Origin of the sequence: Prevotella sp. tc2-28 (assembly GCF_900107705.1) — a bacterium.
In the GTDB taxonomy this organism is placed as follows: domain Bacteria; phylum Bacteroidota; class Bacteroidia; order Bacteroidales; family Bacteroidaceae; genus Prevotella.
In genome coordinates this window covers 1-17,541 of the sequence record NZ_FNRE01000005.1, presented here as the reverse complement: position 1 = coordinate 17,541, position 17,541 = coordinate 1, and the positions used below count along the sequence as shown (strand labels likewise).

The window sequence follows — 17,541 nt, the reverse complement described above, 5'->3', positions numbered from 1 at the left end:
TATCTCCGCCATCCTGTTGAGCATCAGCGCTCTGGCTATGCCTCCGCAGGACGACAAGACACAGCAGAAGCCTGTGCCTCATGGGCAACCTGTATTACATGCAGAAGATGAGGAGATACCCGACTCGCTGCTTCATCCCCGTTGGAAGATTCAGAAGACCGCACCTATTGAGGTAGCCGATCTTGACTCGTCGGCTATCGACCTCCACTTCCCCGAGAACATTCGTCAGGAAGTGACCTATAACGACTCCACGGGCATGTATGTCATAGGCTCGAAGATAGGAGACAGCTATCTGAATGCCCCTGTGCTGATGACTCCCGAAGAGTATCAGGCATGGTCGGAAAAACGTGAGCTGCGCGATTTCTTCCGCAAGAAAGATGCCGCCAATGTGGCGAACAAGGGTAAGGAGAAGTTCGATTTCACCGATATGCACTTCGATTTAGGTCCCGCAGAAAAGATCTTCGGTCCTGGTGGTGTGCGCATCAAGACACAAGGAACGGCAGAGTTGAAATTGGGTGTCAACCTGAAAAATGTAGACAATCCCTCGCTGCCTGAGAACAACCGCAAGACGAAGGCTGTTGACTTCGACGAGAAAATCAACTTCAACATGACTGGTAAGGTGGGTGACAAGGTGAACATGAATCTGAACTACAACACCGATGCCACCTTCGACTTTGACACGAAGAACATCAAGCTGCGCTACGAAGGCAAGGAGGATGAGATTATCAAACTGGTAGAGGCAGGCAACGTCACCTTCCCTTCTAACAACTCGCTGGTCAAGGGAGCCAGCAGTCTGTTTGGTCTCCGCACCGACATGCAGTTCGGCAGGCTGAAGTTGCAGACCGTCATCTCGCAGAAGAACTCAACGACCAAGAGCGTCTCTTCGAAGGGAGGCACCCAGATGACACCGTTCGACCTCAACGTAGCCAACTACGAAGAGAACCGCCACTTCTTCCTCTCCCGCTATTTCCGTGAGCGCTATGATGCCGCTATGCAGCAGTTGCCTAACCTGACAACCGGCATCAACGTGACACGTATCGAGGTGTGGGTGACCAACAAGACCGGTACTACTGCCAACACGCGTAATATCGTGGCATTCTCGGAACTGGGCGAGAGCACCTCCGGAAAGTGGGGTGGTAGCGGGAACCAGTCGCAGTTGCCGCAGAACAATGCCAACAACGAGTATCAGCAACTGACGACAACCTATGCAGACGCCCGTAACATCGACCAGACAAGTACGGTGCTGACAGCGCCTTTCGAGGGCGGTGAGGACTACGAGAAACTGGCTTCTGCCCGTTTGCTGACCACTTCGGAATATACACTCAACGCTGCCTTGGGATACATCTCGTTGAAGACCACGTTGCAGACCGACCAAGTGCTCGCTGTGTCCTACGAATACACCTATGGCGGACAGACCTTTAGGGTGGGCGAGTTTGCCGCCGACCAGAGCGATAATGTCAGTCAGGCGCTCTATGTCAAAGCCCTCAAGAATACCAGCAACAGTCCGCATCAGGCTAACTGGGACCTGATGATGAAGAACGTGTATTACCTGGCATCTACCGTGGAGCGCACCCGCTTCCGTCTGGACATCAAATACCAGAGCGATACGGCAGGTGTCTACCTCAACTATATCCCGGATTCACGCTCGAAGAATACCACCCTGTTGCGAGGCTTGGGCTGTGACCGCCTGGACAACAACAACCGCGTCAACCCTAACGGCTATTTCGACTTCGTGGAAGGCTACACCGTGCATAACGGTCGCGTGTTCTTCCCTTCTGCTGAGCCTTTCGGTAAGACTCTGGAGGAATTCCTGAGACGCTGTGGACTCCCTGAGGACAGCATTGCCAAATACACCTTCTACGAGTTGTACGATACCACCCGCACGGCAGCCCGTCAGATGACGAACAAGAACAAGTTCAAGCTGGTCGGACAGTTCAAGGGCACCTCAGCCAACGTCATCTCGCTGGGAGCCTATAACGTGCCGCAGGGCTCCGTGGTGGTGACTGCCGGCGGTGTCATCTTGAAGGAAGGTTCAGATTATAGCGTCGACTATTCAGCCGGTGAGGTGACCATCCTCAACCAGAGCATCATCGATGCAGGAACGGCAGTCAACGTGTCCCTGGAGAGCAATACCGAGTATGGTATGCAGCGGAAGCGCATGTTTGGCTTCAACTGGGAGTATGAGTTCTCGAAGAACTTACAGATTGGCGGTACGCTGCAACACCTCAGCGAACAGGCGCTCACCTCCAAGGTGGTGATGGGTTCTGAGCCGTTGAAGAACACGTTGTGGGGCCTGAACATCAACTGGAAGACCGAGAGCCAGTGGCTGACGCGAATGCTGGACAAGTTGCCGCTGTTGCATTGTACCGCGCCTTCGCAGATAACCTTCACCGGTGAATTTGCCCACCTGATAGCCGGAACGGCCAGCGGTACGCAGGACAATGCTTCGTATATCGACGACTTCGAGAATGCCAAGAACGGCATCAGCGTGCTGGAACCTAAGTCGTGGGTCATCTCCAGTGTGCCTAAGTTGTTCCCCGAATATGCCGACAACGACTCGGTGACCAGCGGCTTCAACCGTGCCCTGCTGGCCTGGTATAACATTGACCCGCTGTTCACCTACCGCTCGTCCAGCTTGACGCCCAGCCATATCAAGAGCGACCTTGACCAGCTCAGCAACCACTATGTGCGTGCTGTCTATGTCAACGAGCTCTATCCCAACCGCAACCAGTCAACTTACAGCGGTGCCACCAACACGCTGCCCGTGCTCAACATGGCCTACTATCCGGAGGAGCGCGGTCCGTATAACCTCACCACCGATGTCAACCTGAACGGTACGCTGCGCAATCCTTACCAGCGTTGGGGCGGAATGATGCGCAAGCTCGACACCAACGACTTCGAGGCAGCCAATGTCGAGTATATCGAGTTCTGGATGCTCGACCCCTTTATTTACAGCCGAAACGAGAGCGATGCGTCAGACTACGGCGGCGACCTCTATATCAACCTGGGCGAGGTCAGCGAGGATATCCTGCGCGATGGCAAGAAGTTCTATGAGAGTGGAATGCCTGTTGACGGAACGGGTTCTTTCACGCAGACGGCATGGGGTAGGATTCCCGTGCAGCCCACCCAGACCTATGCCTTTGCCACCACCACCGGCGCGCGCGCCAAGCAGGATGTCGGACTGAACGGACTGACCGACGAGGAGGAGCGCAGCAAGCCTGCCTATGCGGCCTTCCTGCAGAACGTGCAGGTCAACGACAGCGTGCGCCAGGCGTGGAATAATGACCCTGCCAACGATAACTACCACTACTTCCGCGGCAGTGACTTTGACGAACGCAAGACATCTATCCTGGACCGCTATAAGCGCATCAACATGCCTCAGGGCAACTCACCGGACAGCGACCAGCAGACGGAGGGCTACGATTCCTCTTACAAGACATTCCCCGATGTGGAGGATATCAATCAGGACTACACCCTCAACGAATACGAGCGCTTCCTGCAGTATCATGTCAGCATCCGTCCGCAGGACCTGCAACTGGGTCAGAACTTCATCACCGACATCCGCGAGGCTTCGGTGACGCTGCGCAACGGAAACCGCGAGACGGTCAAGTGGTATCAGTTCCGTATCCCTCTGTCGCAGTACAGCTACAAGGAAGGTACCGTCGACTTGACCAGCATCCGTTTCATGCGCATGTTCCTGACCCACTTCAACAAGCCCATCGTGCTCCGCTTCGGTTCGCTTGACCTGGTACGTGGCGAATGGCGTATCTACGATCAGCCGCTGACTACCGGCAGCAACAGCGGCAACATCGTGGTCAGCGCCGTCAACATCGAGGAAAACAACAATAAGCGTCCGGTCAACTACGTGCTGCCTCCGGGCATCTCCCGCGTTACCGACCCCTCGCAGCCCCAGTTGACGGAGGCTAACGAGCAGGCGCTCAACATGGTGGTGAAGAACCTGTCTTTGGGCGAGTCCAAGGCTGTCTACCGCAATACCACCCTCGACTTGCGCCTCTATCAGCGCATGCAGATGTTCGTACATGCCAACCATCTCATCGACGACTATAACCTCGCTGACGACCAGCTGGCTGTCTTCGTGCGCCTGGGTAACGACTATACCAGCAACTACTACGAGTATGTCGTCCCGCTGAAACTCACCCCCGACCGCAATGACTACAACAAGTATAACCTGAACGACTGCCGCGCCGTATGGCCCGAGGAGAATATGGTGGACATCGACCTCTCTATCTTCACGCGGTTGAAGAAGGCACGCAACAAGGCACGCTCCATCGGTACGGGCAGTTACTCGATGCTTTATTCCGACTACGATCCCGACCGTCCCAACAACAAGGTGAGCATCATGGGTAACCCCTCGTTGGGCGAGGTGAAGACCATGATGATTGGTGTGCGCAACCTCTCGGGTACCATCAAGTCGGGTGAGGTGTGGGTCAACGAACTGCGCCTGATGGATGTGGTGAGCAGCGGCGGTTGGGCAGCCTCTGGAGCGCTGAACATGCAACTGTCTGACGTGGCCACCGTCAACCTGACGGGTAAGATTATCACCGAGGGCTTCGGTGGTTTGGAGGATGGCGTTGCAGCCCGCTCGAAGGACAACTACAAGACCTACTCGCTGACCACCAATGTTGAACTGGGTAAGTTCTTCCCCGACAAGATGAAGGTGACCGCTCCGCTCTATTATTCGGTCACGAAGGAAGAGACCCGGCCGAAGTACAACCCGCTGGATACTGACATGGAGCTGGACGATGCCCTGGACGCCATGACTTCCCATGAGCGCGACTCCATCGAGAGCATTGCCGTGACGCGTACCACTAACACCAACTTCTCGCTGTCTAACGTGCGTTTCGGCATCAAGACCAAGCGTCACCCGATGCCTTACGACCCTGCCAACTTCTCCTTCTCCTACAGCCACGCCCACCGCTATACGTCGGGCGAGACAACGGTCTACGAGCGCGAAGACCAGTGGCGCGGTTCGCTGAACTATTCCTATTCGCCGGTATACAAGCCGTGGGAACCGTTTGCCAAGTCGAAGAGCAAGTCGAAGTGGATGGCGCTGCCTAAGTCGTTTGGCGTCAACTGGCTGCCGCAGAACATCTCGTTCAATACGGAGATGACGCGCGTCTACCACGAGCTGCAGGAGCGTAACATGGAGGACCTGGGAGGATCGCGCCTGCCCATCACCTTCAACTCGCAGTTCCTCTGGAACCGTAGCTTCTCGTTGCGATGGGACTTCACCCGCAACCTGCACATGAACTTCCAGTCGGGTACGCAGGCTGAAATCGAACAGCCGCTGAGCAACCTGCCCGTAAACAAGGAACTCTATCCCGACCACTATGAGGCCTGGAAGGACTCCGTCTGGCAGAGCATCAAACATTTCGGACGCCCCCTCGACTATCGCCAGACGTTCACCGCTTCCTATCAGTTGCCGCTCAACAAGTTGCCTATCTTCGACTGGGTAACCTCTGACGCGACGTATAATGCGACCTACAACTGGGTAAGGGGTACCGAACTCAACGACGGTACCAATCTGGGTAACACTATCTCCAACAATCGTCAGCTGAACATCAACGGCAACTTCAACATGGAGACGCTCTACAACCACTTCCCGTTTCTCAAAAAGGTCAACGACCGCTTCCGCAAACCCATCACCAAGGCTCCGAAGAAGCCCAAGGAAGTGAAGGATCCCAAGACCTCCAAGACAAGTGGCAAGACCAACGACAATGCCGCCAAGAACAAGGCAGAGGCCTCGTTGCCGAAGAACAAGAATTCCTTCCAGAAGGAGCTGTCTCTCTTGCCTGACTCTTCCTTCATCGTGACGCACAACAAGAAGACCAAGCGCCTGATAGTCACCGCGCGCACCAAGGACGGCCACTCTTATCCTATAAAATATAAGGTGGTAGACCAGAATAAGATTAAGATAAAAGGTGTGGACAGCGTGGATGTCAAGCTGACCGTCACCGCCAAGCCGCCATTGGAGAATGCGTGGTGGTACAAGCCCGCTCAGAGTGCTGCCCGTCTGCTGATGATGGTGCGCTCCATCGGCATCAGCTACCGCAACCAGTATTCGATGTCGCTGCCGGGATTTAAGCCGAATATCGGCGATGCCTTCGGACAGCGCACCGGTGGCGTGATGGCTCCAGGTCTCGACTTCGCCTTCGGTGTTGTCGGCGACTCTTATCTGCAGAAAGCGGTTGACAACAACTGGCTGGTAATGGCCGACAGTATTGCCACACCGGCTTCCACCAACCAGACTACCGACCTGCAGGTGCGCGCCACGCTGGAACCCATCCGCGACCTGAAGATTGACCTCAACGCAGCGCGCACCGAGAGCCGTTCGCGCCGCATCCAGTATATGTATCACGGAATGCCTACCACCCAGTCGGGCACGTTTAACATGACCACCATCTCCATCTCGTCGGCTTTCGAAGGCATGGGCGATGCCAATAGCGGCTATCCCTCGGCAGTCTTCCAGCGCTTCTGCGATGCACTGCCCCGTTTCCAGCAGATGGCTGCGGAACACTACGGGGTGGCTGATGTCAAGCAGTACAGCGCGGCGGTCATGATACCGGCCTTCCTGGATACCTATACCTCCAGCGGACGCGGCTCGCTCGACTTTATGCCGTCGCTGTGGAAGTTGTTGCCCAACTGGACCATCCGCTATTCGGGACTCTCGAAGCTGCGCTGGTTCAGCGACCATTTCAAGTCGGTGAACCTCAACCACTCCTACAAGAGCATCTTCGCCCTCGGCAGCTATACCAGCAGCACGGAGACGGCGTCGCTGCTGGGGTGGAACGTGCCTACGGTGAGCATCAACGAGTCGTTCTCACCGCTGATAGGTGCTGATGTCACTTTCCTCAACAACCTGACGCTCAAGGCTGAGTATCGGCGCACCCGTGTGCTGAACCTCTCGATGACCAGTGTGCAGATCAACGAGAGTCGTTCCAACGATATCGTTATCGGCGTCGGCTATAAGGTCAGCGATTTCCGCCTTTTCGGCAGCGGGGCTACGCGGAAGATCAGGAAGGCACAGAGCGGAAAAAATAGTAGAACCAGTCAGACAACTCAGACCAGTTCTACCAGTAATCGGAAGTCGGGCATCAACCACGACCTCAACTTGCGCCTTGACATCTCGCTGCGCGACCAGGCTGCCATCACCCGCGACATTGCCACGCGCACCTCGGCAGCGTCCAGCGGTAACTCAGCGTTTAAGATGTCGTTCATGGCCGACTATACCTTGTCGCGCCTGATGACGCTCTCGGCTTATTACGACAGGCAGACCAACACGCCGTTGCTGTCGTCAAGCAGCTATCCTACCACCACCCACGATTTCGGACTGTCGCTCAAATTCTCGCTGACGCGCTAGGCTTAGTTCCTGAACACCAGTCCGTCGCCGAACTCATCGATGATGATGGGTTTCTCGCGGTCTATCTGGTCGGCCAATATCTTACGCGACAGGTCGTTCAGCACCAGTTGCTGGATGGCTCGCTTCACAGGACGTGCTCCGAAGTCGGGGTCGTAGCCTTCCTGTGCCAGGTAGCGGATGGCGGCGTCGGTAGTCTCCAGGCGGATGCCCTGCGGCTCCAGCATGTCGGTCACGCGCTTCATCTGCAGGCGTACCACATCGGCTATCTGCTCCTGCGTCAGCTGCTGGAAGGTGATGATCTCGTCGATACGGTTCAGGAACTCCGGGCGCATCGTTGCGCGCAGCTGTTCACGGGTGGCGTTCGACGTCATGATGATGATGGTGTTCTTGAAGTTGGCGGTACGGCCCTTGTTGTCGGTCAGCCTGCCGTCGTCCAATACCTGCAGCAGGATGTTGAACACGTCGGGGTGCGCCTTCTCTATCTCGTCGAACAGCAGCACCGAGTACGGCTTGCGGCGTACGGCCTCCGTCAACTGGCCACCCTCGTCGTAGCCCACGTAGCCCGGAGGTGCACCAATCAGTCGGCTGACGGTGTGCTTCTCCTGATACTCCGACATATCGATACGTGTCATCATCGTCTCGTCGTTGAACAGGTATTCTGCCAGTGCCTTCGCCAGTTCGGTCTTACCGACACCCGTGGTACCGAGGAAGATGAACGAGGCTATCGGGCGCTTCGGGTCTTGCAGTCCGGCACGTGAGCGGCGTACGGCATCAGAGACGGCCGTGATGGCTTCGTCCTGTCCGATGACACGCTTGTGCAGTTCCTCTTCCAGGTTGAGCAGCTTCTCGCGCTCGCTCTGCAGCATGCGGGTGACGGGGATGCCCGTCCAGCGGCTCACCACCTCGGCGATATCGTCGGCAGTAACCTCCTCGCGAACCATCGCATTGCCGTCCTGGGCAGAAGCCAGCTGCGACTGTATCGACTTGATGTCATCCTCCAGCGTCTTGATTTTCGAGTAGCGTATCTCAGCCACCTTGCCATAGTCGCCCTCGCGCTCGGCGCGGTCAGCCTCCAGGCGCAGGTTCTCTATTTCCTGCTTGTCCTGCTGAATCTTGTTGATGAGCTGGCGCTCGCCCTCCCACTTGGCGCGGAACTGGGTTTCTTGCTCTTTCAGCTCGGCTATCTCGCGGTCGAGTTGCTCTAGTTTGCTGGATTCTCTAGAATCTCTAGTTTCTCTAGAAATCGCCTCGCGCTCAATCTCCAGCTGAGCCAGACGACGCATAATCTCGTCCAGTTCCTCGGGCACCGAGTCGCGCTCCATGCGCAGCTTGGCGGCAGCCTCGTCCATCAGGTCGATGGCCTTGTCGGGCAGGAAGCGCTCGGAGATGTAACGCTCCGACAGTTGGACGGCGGCGATGCAGGCATCATCCTGTATGCGCACCTTATGGTGGTTCTCGTAGCGCTCCTTCAGACCACGCAGGATCGAGATGGCCGACAGCTCGTCGGGCTCGTCCACCATGACCGTCTGGAATCGGCGCTCCAGGGCCTTGTCCTTCTCGAAGTATTTCTGGTATTCGTTCAGCGTCGTGGCTCCGATGCTGCGCAGCTCACCACGGGCCAGGGCTGGCTTCAGGATGTTGGCAGCGTCCATCGCTCCCTCACCGCCACCGGCACCTACCAGCGTGTGAATCTCGTCGATGAAGAGGATGATGCGACCCTCGGCCTTCGTCACCTCGTTGATGACGGACTTCAGGCGCTCCTCAAACTCACCCTTGTACTTCGCGCCAGCCACCAGCGCACCCATGTCCAGCGAGTATAGCTGCTTGTCTTTCAGGTTCTCGGGCACGTCGCCGCGCACAATACGCTGGGCGAGTCCTTCCACGATGGCGGTCTTACCCGTACCCGGCTCACCAATCAGTATGGGGTTGTTCTTCGTGCGGCGCGACAGGATCTGCAGCACACGGCGTATCTCGTCATCTCGTCCGATGACGGGGTCCAGCTTGCCCTGTCGAGCCATGTCCACCAGGTTCTTGGCATATTTCTCCAAGCTCTGGTAGTTGTCGTCGGCAGACTGCGACTGCACCTTCTGACCCTGGCGCAACTCCTGGATGGCAGCGCGCAGGTCTTTCTCCGTGATGCCGGCATCCTTCAGAATGCGGCCTGCGGTGGCACCGTCGGTCAGTAAAGCCAATAGAATTGGCTCACAAGAGACGAACTCGTCGCCCTGCTTCTGCGCATATTCCTGCGCCTTCAGCAGTACGCGGTTGGCATCGCCCGACAGGTATGGTTCGCCACCCGTCACGCGGGGCAAGTGCTGCAGCTCCGTCTGCACCAGCATGTCTATCTGCTGTGCGTTCACACCCAACTTCTGAAACAGGAAGGCGGTCACGTCCTTCGCCTTGTTCAGTACGCCCGCCAGCAGATGCACCGGTTCGATGGTCTGCTGCCCGTTGCGCTGCGCCGTGTTGACGGCCTCCTGTACCGCCTCCTGCGCCTTAATCGTAAACTTGTCTAATGTCATACTTTTGTCCTCCTATTATTTTAATTCGTTTCTGCCGATAGGCGGACAAACAACGTGCCGAAGTGCGCAAGACCGACAAAATGACGGATTTTTATGTCAATTTGTCAGTAACAAAAAGAGGGCCAGCATCGTTGCCAGTCCCCTCTTCCCATTGGTTAAGGTTCAGTCGCTTAACCCTCGTCAACTCCGTCGACAATGCTGCCGCTGTCACCGCCACCGCCTTGGTTGTCGCCACCAGTGTTATCGTTAGGGTTAGGGTTAGCGTTAGGGTTCCCGTTCCCGTTCCCGTTATCGTTAGGGTTAGGGTTAGCGTTAGGGTTAGGGTCCCCCTTAGCCGCTGCAATCTCCGCCTTGGTCTTGTCGGTCCACGCCAGTTTGGCGTCCTTCTTCAGCTCCTCGCGCGTGAAGTCGCCCGTCGACTGCGCCAGCAACTTGATGGTCTTCACGGCGGGACCGGTCTTGTCGCCCTCCTTCAGCGTGCCCATCGTAGCCGAAGCCACCTTGTCGCTCTGAGCATCGTAGAGCACCTCCAACCCGTTCGACTCCACGGTAGCCTTGAAGATAGCCAGGTTGCCCACCTTGACCGTGTTGCCGTTGAGCACCATCTCGCGCACGCACTTCACGAAGTCGGTCAGCACACCCACTATCAAACCCTCGGAGAAGGCCGTGTTGTGTTCCGCCATGTGGTGAGCCATGTCGTGCAGGTCCATGGTTTGTTTGTAACTCACGCGGGCGTACAGCTTGCCCGCCTGTTCAGATTCCGAATTCTCGGTAACCTTTGAAAGATAAAGTTCAATCATACCTTTTGTTGTGTTTTTTATGGTGAATAACTAAAGTTAACTATGTGTGTTTCATGGCATTAGACTACCTTTCAACTACACTACAAAGATACAAAAAATTCCCGAAACCACCAAACATTTCCACCACTTTTTTCGCAGAAAAACACACGCTTTTTTGCATCGTCAATAACCCATCCTTATTGCACGATAAGGGCATGTTATTGCACAATAAGTGGCGCTTAATTCTTCGCTCTTAATTTCAAATAGTACTCGCTGAAGTCCTTGCAGTCTGGCGGCAGTTGATGGTGAACCAAGGCGGGCAGCATCTCGCGCAGTTGCAGAAAGAGGCGTTCGCCGGGAGCATCGCGGTCGGGGTACATGTGGAAAGTTAACGATAACGATAACGATAACAATTGCTCTGCGTTCTTGCGCGTCAGCAGCGTGGCCGACGGGATGGCGATGGCTTTGTGACCGGCTGAGAGCATCGCCCAGCAGTCGGAGCAGCCCTCGGTGATGTAGAGGTCGTCGCCCGGTTGCAGCATGTTGAGCACGGGCAGGTTGTAGACGCCACACCTGGAGCCCTGCGGGAATCGGAAGCGAGGCAAGGCGCCTTTGATCAGGTTGCGGTTCTGCACGCCAATGAGCTGCCCCTCCTGATTATAATAAGGTATCTGCAGCCACGGCACCCCTTGCCGGTCTTTCCACGAGGTGAGCCGGCACCAGCGCACCACCCTCGCATCCAGCCTGCGCTCGTCAAAGAGGAACCGCCGCGCCTCGTCGTTCAGCCAAGGATGCTCAAAGAAGCGCTCGTAGCGCGAGGCATCGAAGAGACCCACCCCCGACCCCTCCCTGTAGGGAGAGGAGTAAATACCATTGCAAGAGTAACCATTCCCCTCCCTATAGGGAGGGGCAGAGGGGAGGGTCTGCAGCCATTTTATGGCCTCGAGAAAATCCTTCCTCAGATAGTTCATCACCAGGTCTATCGGTCCGCCCGAGGCTCCGCAGACGAAGCAGCGATAGGTGTTCTTATTCACGCGGAACGACATTGAGGCATGGTGGTCGTCGTGGAACGGGCACAGGCATTTATGTCGCGAAACATAGAGTCCAAGTCGCTCCGCGACCCCCTCGATGGGCAGGTCGCGAAGCTTTTGCAGTTCATACTTCTCCATCTTACATCTTACATCTTACCTCTTACATCAGACATCTTCAGGTATTTCTCCGTTTTCGTGTACAGTCCAGTCTCGCTGGAGTACTCGATGAAGCCGCGGTTCTTCCAAGAACTGAGTTGATGTTTAGTACCCTCCTTGCTCTTGCCAAACTCCAAGCGTATTGCTTCGAGTTGAGCCTCGTTGAAGCTGTTGGGGAGACTGTCGAGCATGTTCTTAGGACCTCGTTTCTGTGAATCATCCTCTGAGGCTTCGCCGCCTTTAAACATGTCACCAAACACCTTGACTTTAGACCACAGGTCGTAATAACAAAACCACACCATAAACTCGCCGATGGAGCGCGTCCATGTCTGGTCGTTCAGTATCCACAGCGTAGCGGCTTTTTTCCATGCAGAAATGATACTGCGGTGCGAAAGTTCAAAGAGCACATCATCGTCAGCAAGGTCGGCTAAACTGGCCATCTCTTCTGCCAACTGGTCGGCAACCTTGTTCAGCGGCTTAACCACAAAGCGCCCCTTGCAGTTGTCCAGGCGCAGCAGGTATTCGTCGAGCTTCTGGAGGAACGCTTCGTCATATTCACCCTTGCGGGGAATCTTGCCCTTGCGCTCTCCACGTGCCTTGTAGACAAAAGGAATACGGGCGAAGAATCCGTTTGTCATATCACGTTTGTAGAACAATCGGGCGACCTCAGGGACTGAGCTGAACGTCAGGTTAGCCCGAATCAGAGGATTTCCCGTCACGCCCTCGGCAGTAGCTCTAAGGGCACCCACACGCTTGCGGTCGAAGATATTACGAACCATCACGCTGACATTCTTGCGTCCACCACACATCTTTTCAACCATCTCCACCTCGGGCAGGTTCAGATACTGCGTCCTGCCCCCCAGTTTTTCCAAGCCCAGGGCGTTCTGAAGGAATGCCGCGCTGGTCACGTCAATCGGTGGAAACCAGATAGCCACCTCGGGGCGGTCGGGCTTGTCCTTGTTGTCACCTTTGGTATTTTTCACGTGCTGCCAGTTCTCCAGCTTCTTATACTCTTCTTCATCATGGTCGCGAAAAGAGCGCATAATAGCCTCTACAAGATCGTGCAACTCATCCTTACCTATGCCCGAAGGACCTATCAAGTGCCCCATCTGACCACATAATTCATAGTATTTGTTGTCCGGATACTTGAATTCTGCGCCAGATACATGAGCAGCAAGTGCAGGTAAAGTCATGGGAAGAATAGGTTCCTGCATGCCTTTAGAGACTTGTGAGAGCAGTAATTTCACTATTTCTGTGCCTTTTCCAGGCTTTGGCATCGCCGGAGCGGTGCGACTAAAAATATCGTAATTCATTGATTCTTAATAAATTAAGTTGTTAATTATTCCATGCTATCACAAATCACAGTATCACAGTTTTTTTTTAAGGGTATCCCATTCCCCTCTTTTATATCTATATATATTATATATATATCTAATAATCAATAAGTTATAAGTAATAAAAGAAGGGGAAGCCGATATAGGGGGTACCCTTTTTTAAAACTGTGATTTGTGATACTGTGATTTTGGGTCGGTTCACTCATTCCCTACCAGGCCTTTCAATGCCTGATGAAGTTCCAGGTAAACCCTGAAGGCATAGTGCTCTAGGTTGAAGTCACTACCGATGTTCATCGGCTTGAAGTTCGGGCGCAGGCTGCCGTCAGGACGTCGCGTGATAGAGATGTACTTGCCGTTGAAGAGGCGCGGGTTGCGCTTCGTGGTCCAGGGCAGCGTCTCGACAAACGTGTAGTGTGCATCGCGGCTGAGGAACTCTTCTACGGTGCCCTCGGCGTCCAGGCGCAGCACGCCCTGATAGTCCTTACATGGTTTCATCTTGCGGTCGCTGTACAGGATGGTTTTCAGATTCACGGACAAATCCGTGTTACGGTGCCAACCCTCAAGGTTGGAGTTTTGTACTTTTGACATAATTATAATAGGTATAAAAATGCCTTCTCGCACATGCACGATGACATAGATAGGCGTACTTCATCTCGTGCCCGGAGCCGTGCTCAGCTTTTTCTCCGGTGGTGGATTCCGAGTGCAAAAATACGCATAAAAAAAACGCCCCAGATGGTCTGGAACGTTTTGGGAAGGATTTGGGAAGGATTTGGGAAATCTACTCCTTCGGAAGACCGGTCTTGCCCAGCTCTTCAGCCAGTTTCAGCACGATTTCCCGACATTGGGAAAACATGCTCTGGTCGTTCTTGCTCACTCGCACCACGTCCATCCATCGCGGGTCGTAGTTCATGAACGACAGCGTGCAAATCTTGCGGATACTCTCGTAGCTGCAGTCGCAGTCATCGGGAATGGCTAGCTCAAGACGCTTGATCCTGACACAGAACTCCTTGACATCCACCGGGTAGTTGCACGTCCAACGAAGATACCAGTAGACGGCAGCCCACTTCCACTTGGCGTCGATGACCTGGCCCTTGCCCACTAGTGACTCCAGCGCCTCGGCCACCTGAGCGTCGCTGTAGGTGTCGCCCTCCTCGTTCAACTCCTTCACGCGCTTCTTGATGTCACGGCGAAACTGGGCCACCTGGCTTTTCTTCAGCAGCGCCTCGAACATCCTGCGCGCATCGTCACGCTTCGACGCATCCTCGAGCGATGCTATCTGGTCCACCACGTTGTCGTAGGTCACACGGTTCGACCACTCGTCGTTATGCTTCCATTGTTCCAGCGTCTCCGTCAGAGCGGCATTCTCGCTCTCCAGCGCAGCCACCCGCTGCTTCAGTTGCACGTTCTCCTCCAACGCCTGCTGGATGGTGCCGAAATGTTTCATCAACTGAGCCATAAAGGCCATTGCTTCCTGTAAAGGGTCCTCGTTACCCTGCTTCAAAATTGCTTCAATCATAATTAAAACCAGAAAAAATTGATTAGTAGATTATTGTTCGTCAGTTGCAAATCATCCCGCCTTCCGGAAAGGCGAAACGAGGTTGCGAAATTACAAAAAATCCGCCAACAATCCATCATGCAACGGAAGATTTCTTTCCGGTTTTAACATTTTTAAAAAAGGGCATTTTTACCCTTGTCAAAATCTTTTCAGTACACAAACGCACAACGGGACAGGTTACGCTGTGCACTTGTCATCCAAGTATCCTTGCATCACCATCAAAGGCACAAATCTCAGCAGCCAGTGTGTTAAGGTTGTGAAAACAATGATGGAAAACACGCGATTCAAAATCTCCCAGTATGCCTGTGTACTTTTGTCATTAATAACAAAAATACCCGTGGTCACAATAGCCACGGGTAATGTTCAAAATGGATCAGAATTGAATTTCTGTAGTTCAATAACTATACACAAAAAGAACTGTCCCTTTTGTGTACTTGAATGATAATATTAATCCATCTTATTTAGAAGAACTTTCTCTATATCCTCAGTAATTTTAAATCTTTGCAATAAACTGCGTTTAGGAGCTGAAGATTGTTTTATTATTGAAATATCAGTATAAAATATACTTGTCATAGTGGTATTTTTCCAGTCAAGGTAATCAAGCATACCAGCAGTCTTCGCTTCCTCCATTGTCATAGCATCAATAAAATAGACATCAGTTCCACTACCTATTCCTACAGGCTGATAGCGTTCTAAAAGATAATAACCTGCAGTTGCATACATTGATTTATTAAGTAATGCATTTACTGATTTCAGTTTGTCATTATCAAAAACATACATTACTAAACATGCTGTGGTGCCATAAGTATAGTCGTACACTAATGCGTCAAGGTTCGACATTTCGTATATTTTATGTGTCTCATCTGACTGAATAGCAGATTTTGAAGCTCCCCATTTAAACAATGGCGTATCAACTAAACTATATTTGGGTTTAATTGTCACTTCACATGTCCCTTTACTATTCCCATTGGTTGCTAATATCGTTGTCGTACCGACGTGTCTACCAGAAACAAGGCCGTTTTGGTCCACCTTAGCAACAAACTCATCCTCCGACAACCAATTAGTAGCCCCATCAGCCTTTAATTGTTGAGTGCCATCATAATACATCACCACACTAGACGGAGTAAGACTTATACTACCACCGCCATCGCTGTCATCACCACCACAAGCCACCATCATTGTTTGTGTCATTGCTACGAGCATCATCATGCTCCAAATCTTAATTTTTTTCATAATGATTTTGTTTTAAGTTATTATTGTTTGTTTGAATACACACAAAAAGAAACGTGGACAATTTACTTCGTCTACGTTCTAGAGGTATCGCCAAACACCTTGTAATCTTAAACGAGTAAAAGCCCACGTCTAATGACGTGAACTCCAACTTCAGTTCTTGATTACGTTCTATTAAATTTGGCGATTTTCTAGAACAAGAATCTAAAAGTGGATGTTCAAATCCTATATGTCCATTTTAATTAAATCATTCTCTCAGCCCATAGGCAACTACTGTTTTAAAGGGTTAAACATAATGTTATTATTATAAATTCATTTCCATCTCCTTGATATATTGCTCTATCTGTTGCAGAAGAACGGGCAAGTCCTTAGTGTATGTTTCCCAGATAAATATGGGACTCGTGGTGTAATAACCATGCACTAACACATTGCGCATATCAACAATATCACGCCAGGGCACCTCGGGATGGTTGTCCCTGAATTCCTTGGTGAGAAGATTTGCAGCTTCACCAATAATCATGATGTTATGAACCACAGCATGATAGCACATGACATTAGACTTCATGTCCTCGAAAGTTTTTCCTTCAAGGAAGCTCATAACGTTTCCGATACGCTCCTTGATATGGAGCAGTCGATCTATGTCTCTAAGCGCCTCTCTCATAGATTATCTTTAGGTCTTTTGCAGCGGCGGCAGCAGCGGCAGGGCGAAGAGTACCTTCTTCTACAAGGTCAACCTTACGTCCAAGGCGCTCTTCCAATTCACGATGCATACGGACAAAAGAAAACAGGCCAATGGGGGTGCTGTGGTCGAACTGAATCAACAAATCTACATCACTTTGGGCGTTCTCCTCACCTCGTGCATAGGAACCAAAAATCCATACCTTCACGACGGGTTGTGTCTTGAAGTAATCAACGATTTGCTGCGTTATAGCTTGATTAGTCATCATCCTATTAGGTCTTTATTCGCAGGCAAAGATAGTAATTTATTCCTGAACGGCAAAGAAATGCCCGGAATATTTGCTTTTCTCGCTTTTTTTTCGTATCTTTGCCGTAGCAACAGAGATGCTAATAACCCTAATAATTCACCTTAAAAAACACACGATTATGAACAAGACATGGAAAACAATTCTGACATTTATCGAGCTCGTCATCAGCTTCCTGCTGGCAAGGGACAAAGGACAGAAAACGGATAGGAAATCGTGAAATTCGTGTTCTGAAAACGACGATGGAAAACACGCGATTCAAAATCTCTCAGTATGCTTGTGCGGTGCTGCTCATCGTGAGCAGTATCGCGCTCGTAGCCTATCAAGTGGTCAGCATCGAGGACGTCGCCGGCGGACTGCTCTATTATGTGGCGCAGTCGTTCCTGTTGGCTGGCTCCATCTTCGGACTCGACCAATACATCAAAATCATCAAGCGCAACGATCATGGAGCACACAAGACTCAGTAAGCACTTTACGTTGGAGGAATTCGTCAACACGCAGAAGTACCCGTGCAACAAGCCCACGCTGCAGCACGTGGCGAACATGGTCTACGGCTGCGTGATGCTCCTG

The 17,541-nt window shown here is 52.7% G+C and carries 11 protein-coding genes; 2 read left to right on the top strand and 9 right to left on the bottom strand.

All coding sequences use genetic code 11. The features are described from left to right. Positions 1-37 precede the first annotated feature (37 nt). Entirely contained in the window at positions 38-7,381 is a 7,344-nt protein-coding gene (sprA, locus tag BLU47_RS05700; RefSeq protein ID WP_091960156.1) for a T9SS outer membrane translocon Sov/SprA, read from the top strand. Positions 7,382-7,383: 2 nt separating this feature from the next. Here sprA and BLU47_RS05695 read toward each other — a convergent pair whose 3' ends face one another. From BLU47_RS05695 to BLU47_RS05655, 9 genes are all read right to left on the bottom strand, one after another. Further along, positions 7,384-9,903: an ATP-dependent Clp protease ATP-binding subunit gene (locus BLU47_RS05695; protein WP_091959682.1), complete on the bottom strand. Its 2,520-nt coding sequence runs from the start codon at positions 9,901-9,903 to the stop codon at positions 7,384-7,386. Positions 9,904-10,073: 170 nt separating this feature from the next. Beyond that, positions 10,074-10,703 carry an HU family DNA-binding protein gene (locus tag BLU47_RS14735; protein ID WP_091959680.1) on the bottom strand — a complete coding sequence of 210 codons (630 nt, stop codon included), beginning with the start codon at positions 10,701-10,703 and terminating at the stop codon, positions 10,074-10,076. Positions 10,704-10,921: 218 nt separating this feature from the next. Then, complete coding sequence (locus BLU47_RS05685) at positions 10,922-11,851, bottom strand: CHC2 zinc finger domain-containing protein (RefSeq protein ID WP_091959677.1); 930 nt, start codon at positions 11,849-11,851, stop codon at positions 10,922-10,924. Positions 11,852-11,859: 8 nt separating this feature from the next. Further along, a complete protein-coding gene (locus BLU47_RS05680; protein ID WP_143025483.1) occupies positions 11,860-13,182 on the bottom strand; it encodes a hypothetical protein in 1,323 nt (440 codons plus the stop codon). Positions 13,183-13,401: 219 nt separating this feature from the next. Beyond that, a complete protein-coding gene (locus BLU47_RS05675) occupies positions 13,402-13,791 on the bottom strand; it encodes a hypothetical protein (RefSeq protein ID WP_091959671.1) in 390 nt (129 codons plus the stop codon). 190 nt (positions 13,792-13,981) lie between these two features. Then, a complete protein-coding gene (locus tag BLU47_RS05670) occupies positions 13,982-14,719 on the bottom strand; it encodes a hypothetical protein (RefSeq protein ID WP_091959669.1) in 738 nt (245 codons plus the stop codon). A 486-nt stretch (positions 14,720-15,205) separates the two neighbouring features. After that, positions 15,206-15,991: an Ig-like domain-containing protein gene (locus tag BLU47_RS05665; protein WP_091959667.1), complete on the bottom strand. Its 786-nt coding sequence runs from the start codon at positions 15,989-15,991 to the stop codon at positions 15,206-15,208. A 301-nt stretch (positions 15,992-16,292) separates the two neighbouring features. Then, positions 16,293-16,649, bottom strand: coding sequence for a HepT-like ribonuclease domain-containing protein (locus BLU47_RS05660; protein ID WP_091959664.1), 357 nt, complete (start codon positions 16,647-16,649; stop codon positions 16,293-16,295). Further along, complete coding sequence (locus tag BLU47_RS05655) at positions 16,633-16,935, bottom strand: nucleotidyltransferase family protein (protein ID WP_091959661.1); 303 nt, start codon at positions 16,933-16,935, stop codon at positions 16,633-16,635. Before BLU47_RS05655 ends, BLU47_RS05660 begins: the two co-directional genes overlap by 17 nt. 278 nt (positions 16,936-17,213) lie before the next feature. Here BLU47_RS05655 and BLU47_RS05650 point away from each other — a divergent pair, with 278 nt between their 5' ends. Continuing rightward, positions 17,214-17,438, top strand: a complete 225-nt coding sequence (locus BLU47_RS05650) for a hypothetical protein (RefSeq protein WP_091959658.1) — start codon at positions 17,214-17,216, stop codon at positions 17,436-17,438. Positions 17,439-17,541 lie beyond the last annotated feature (103 nt).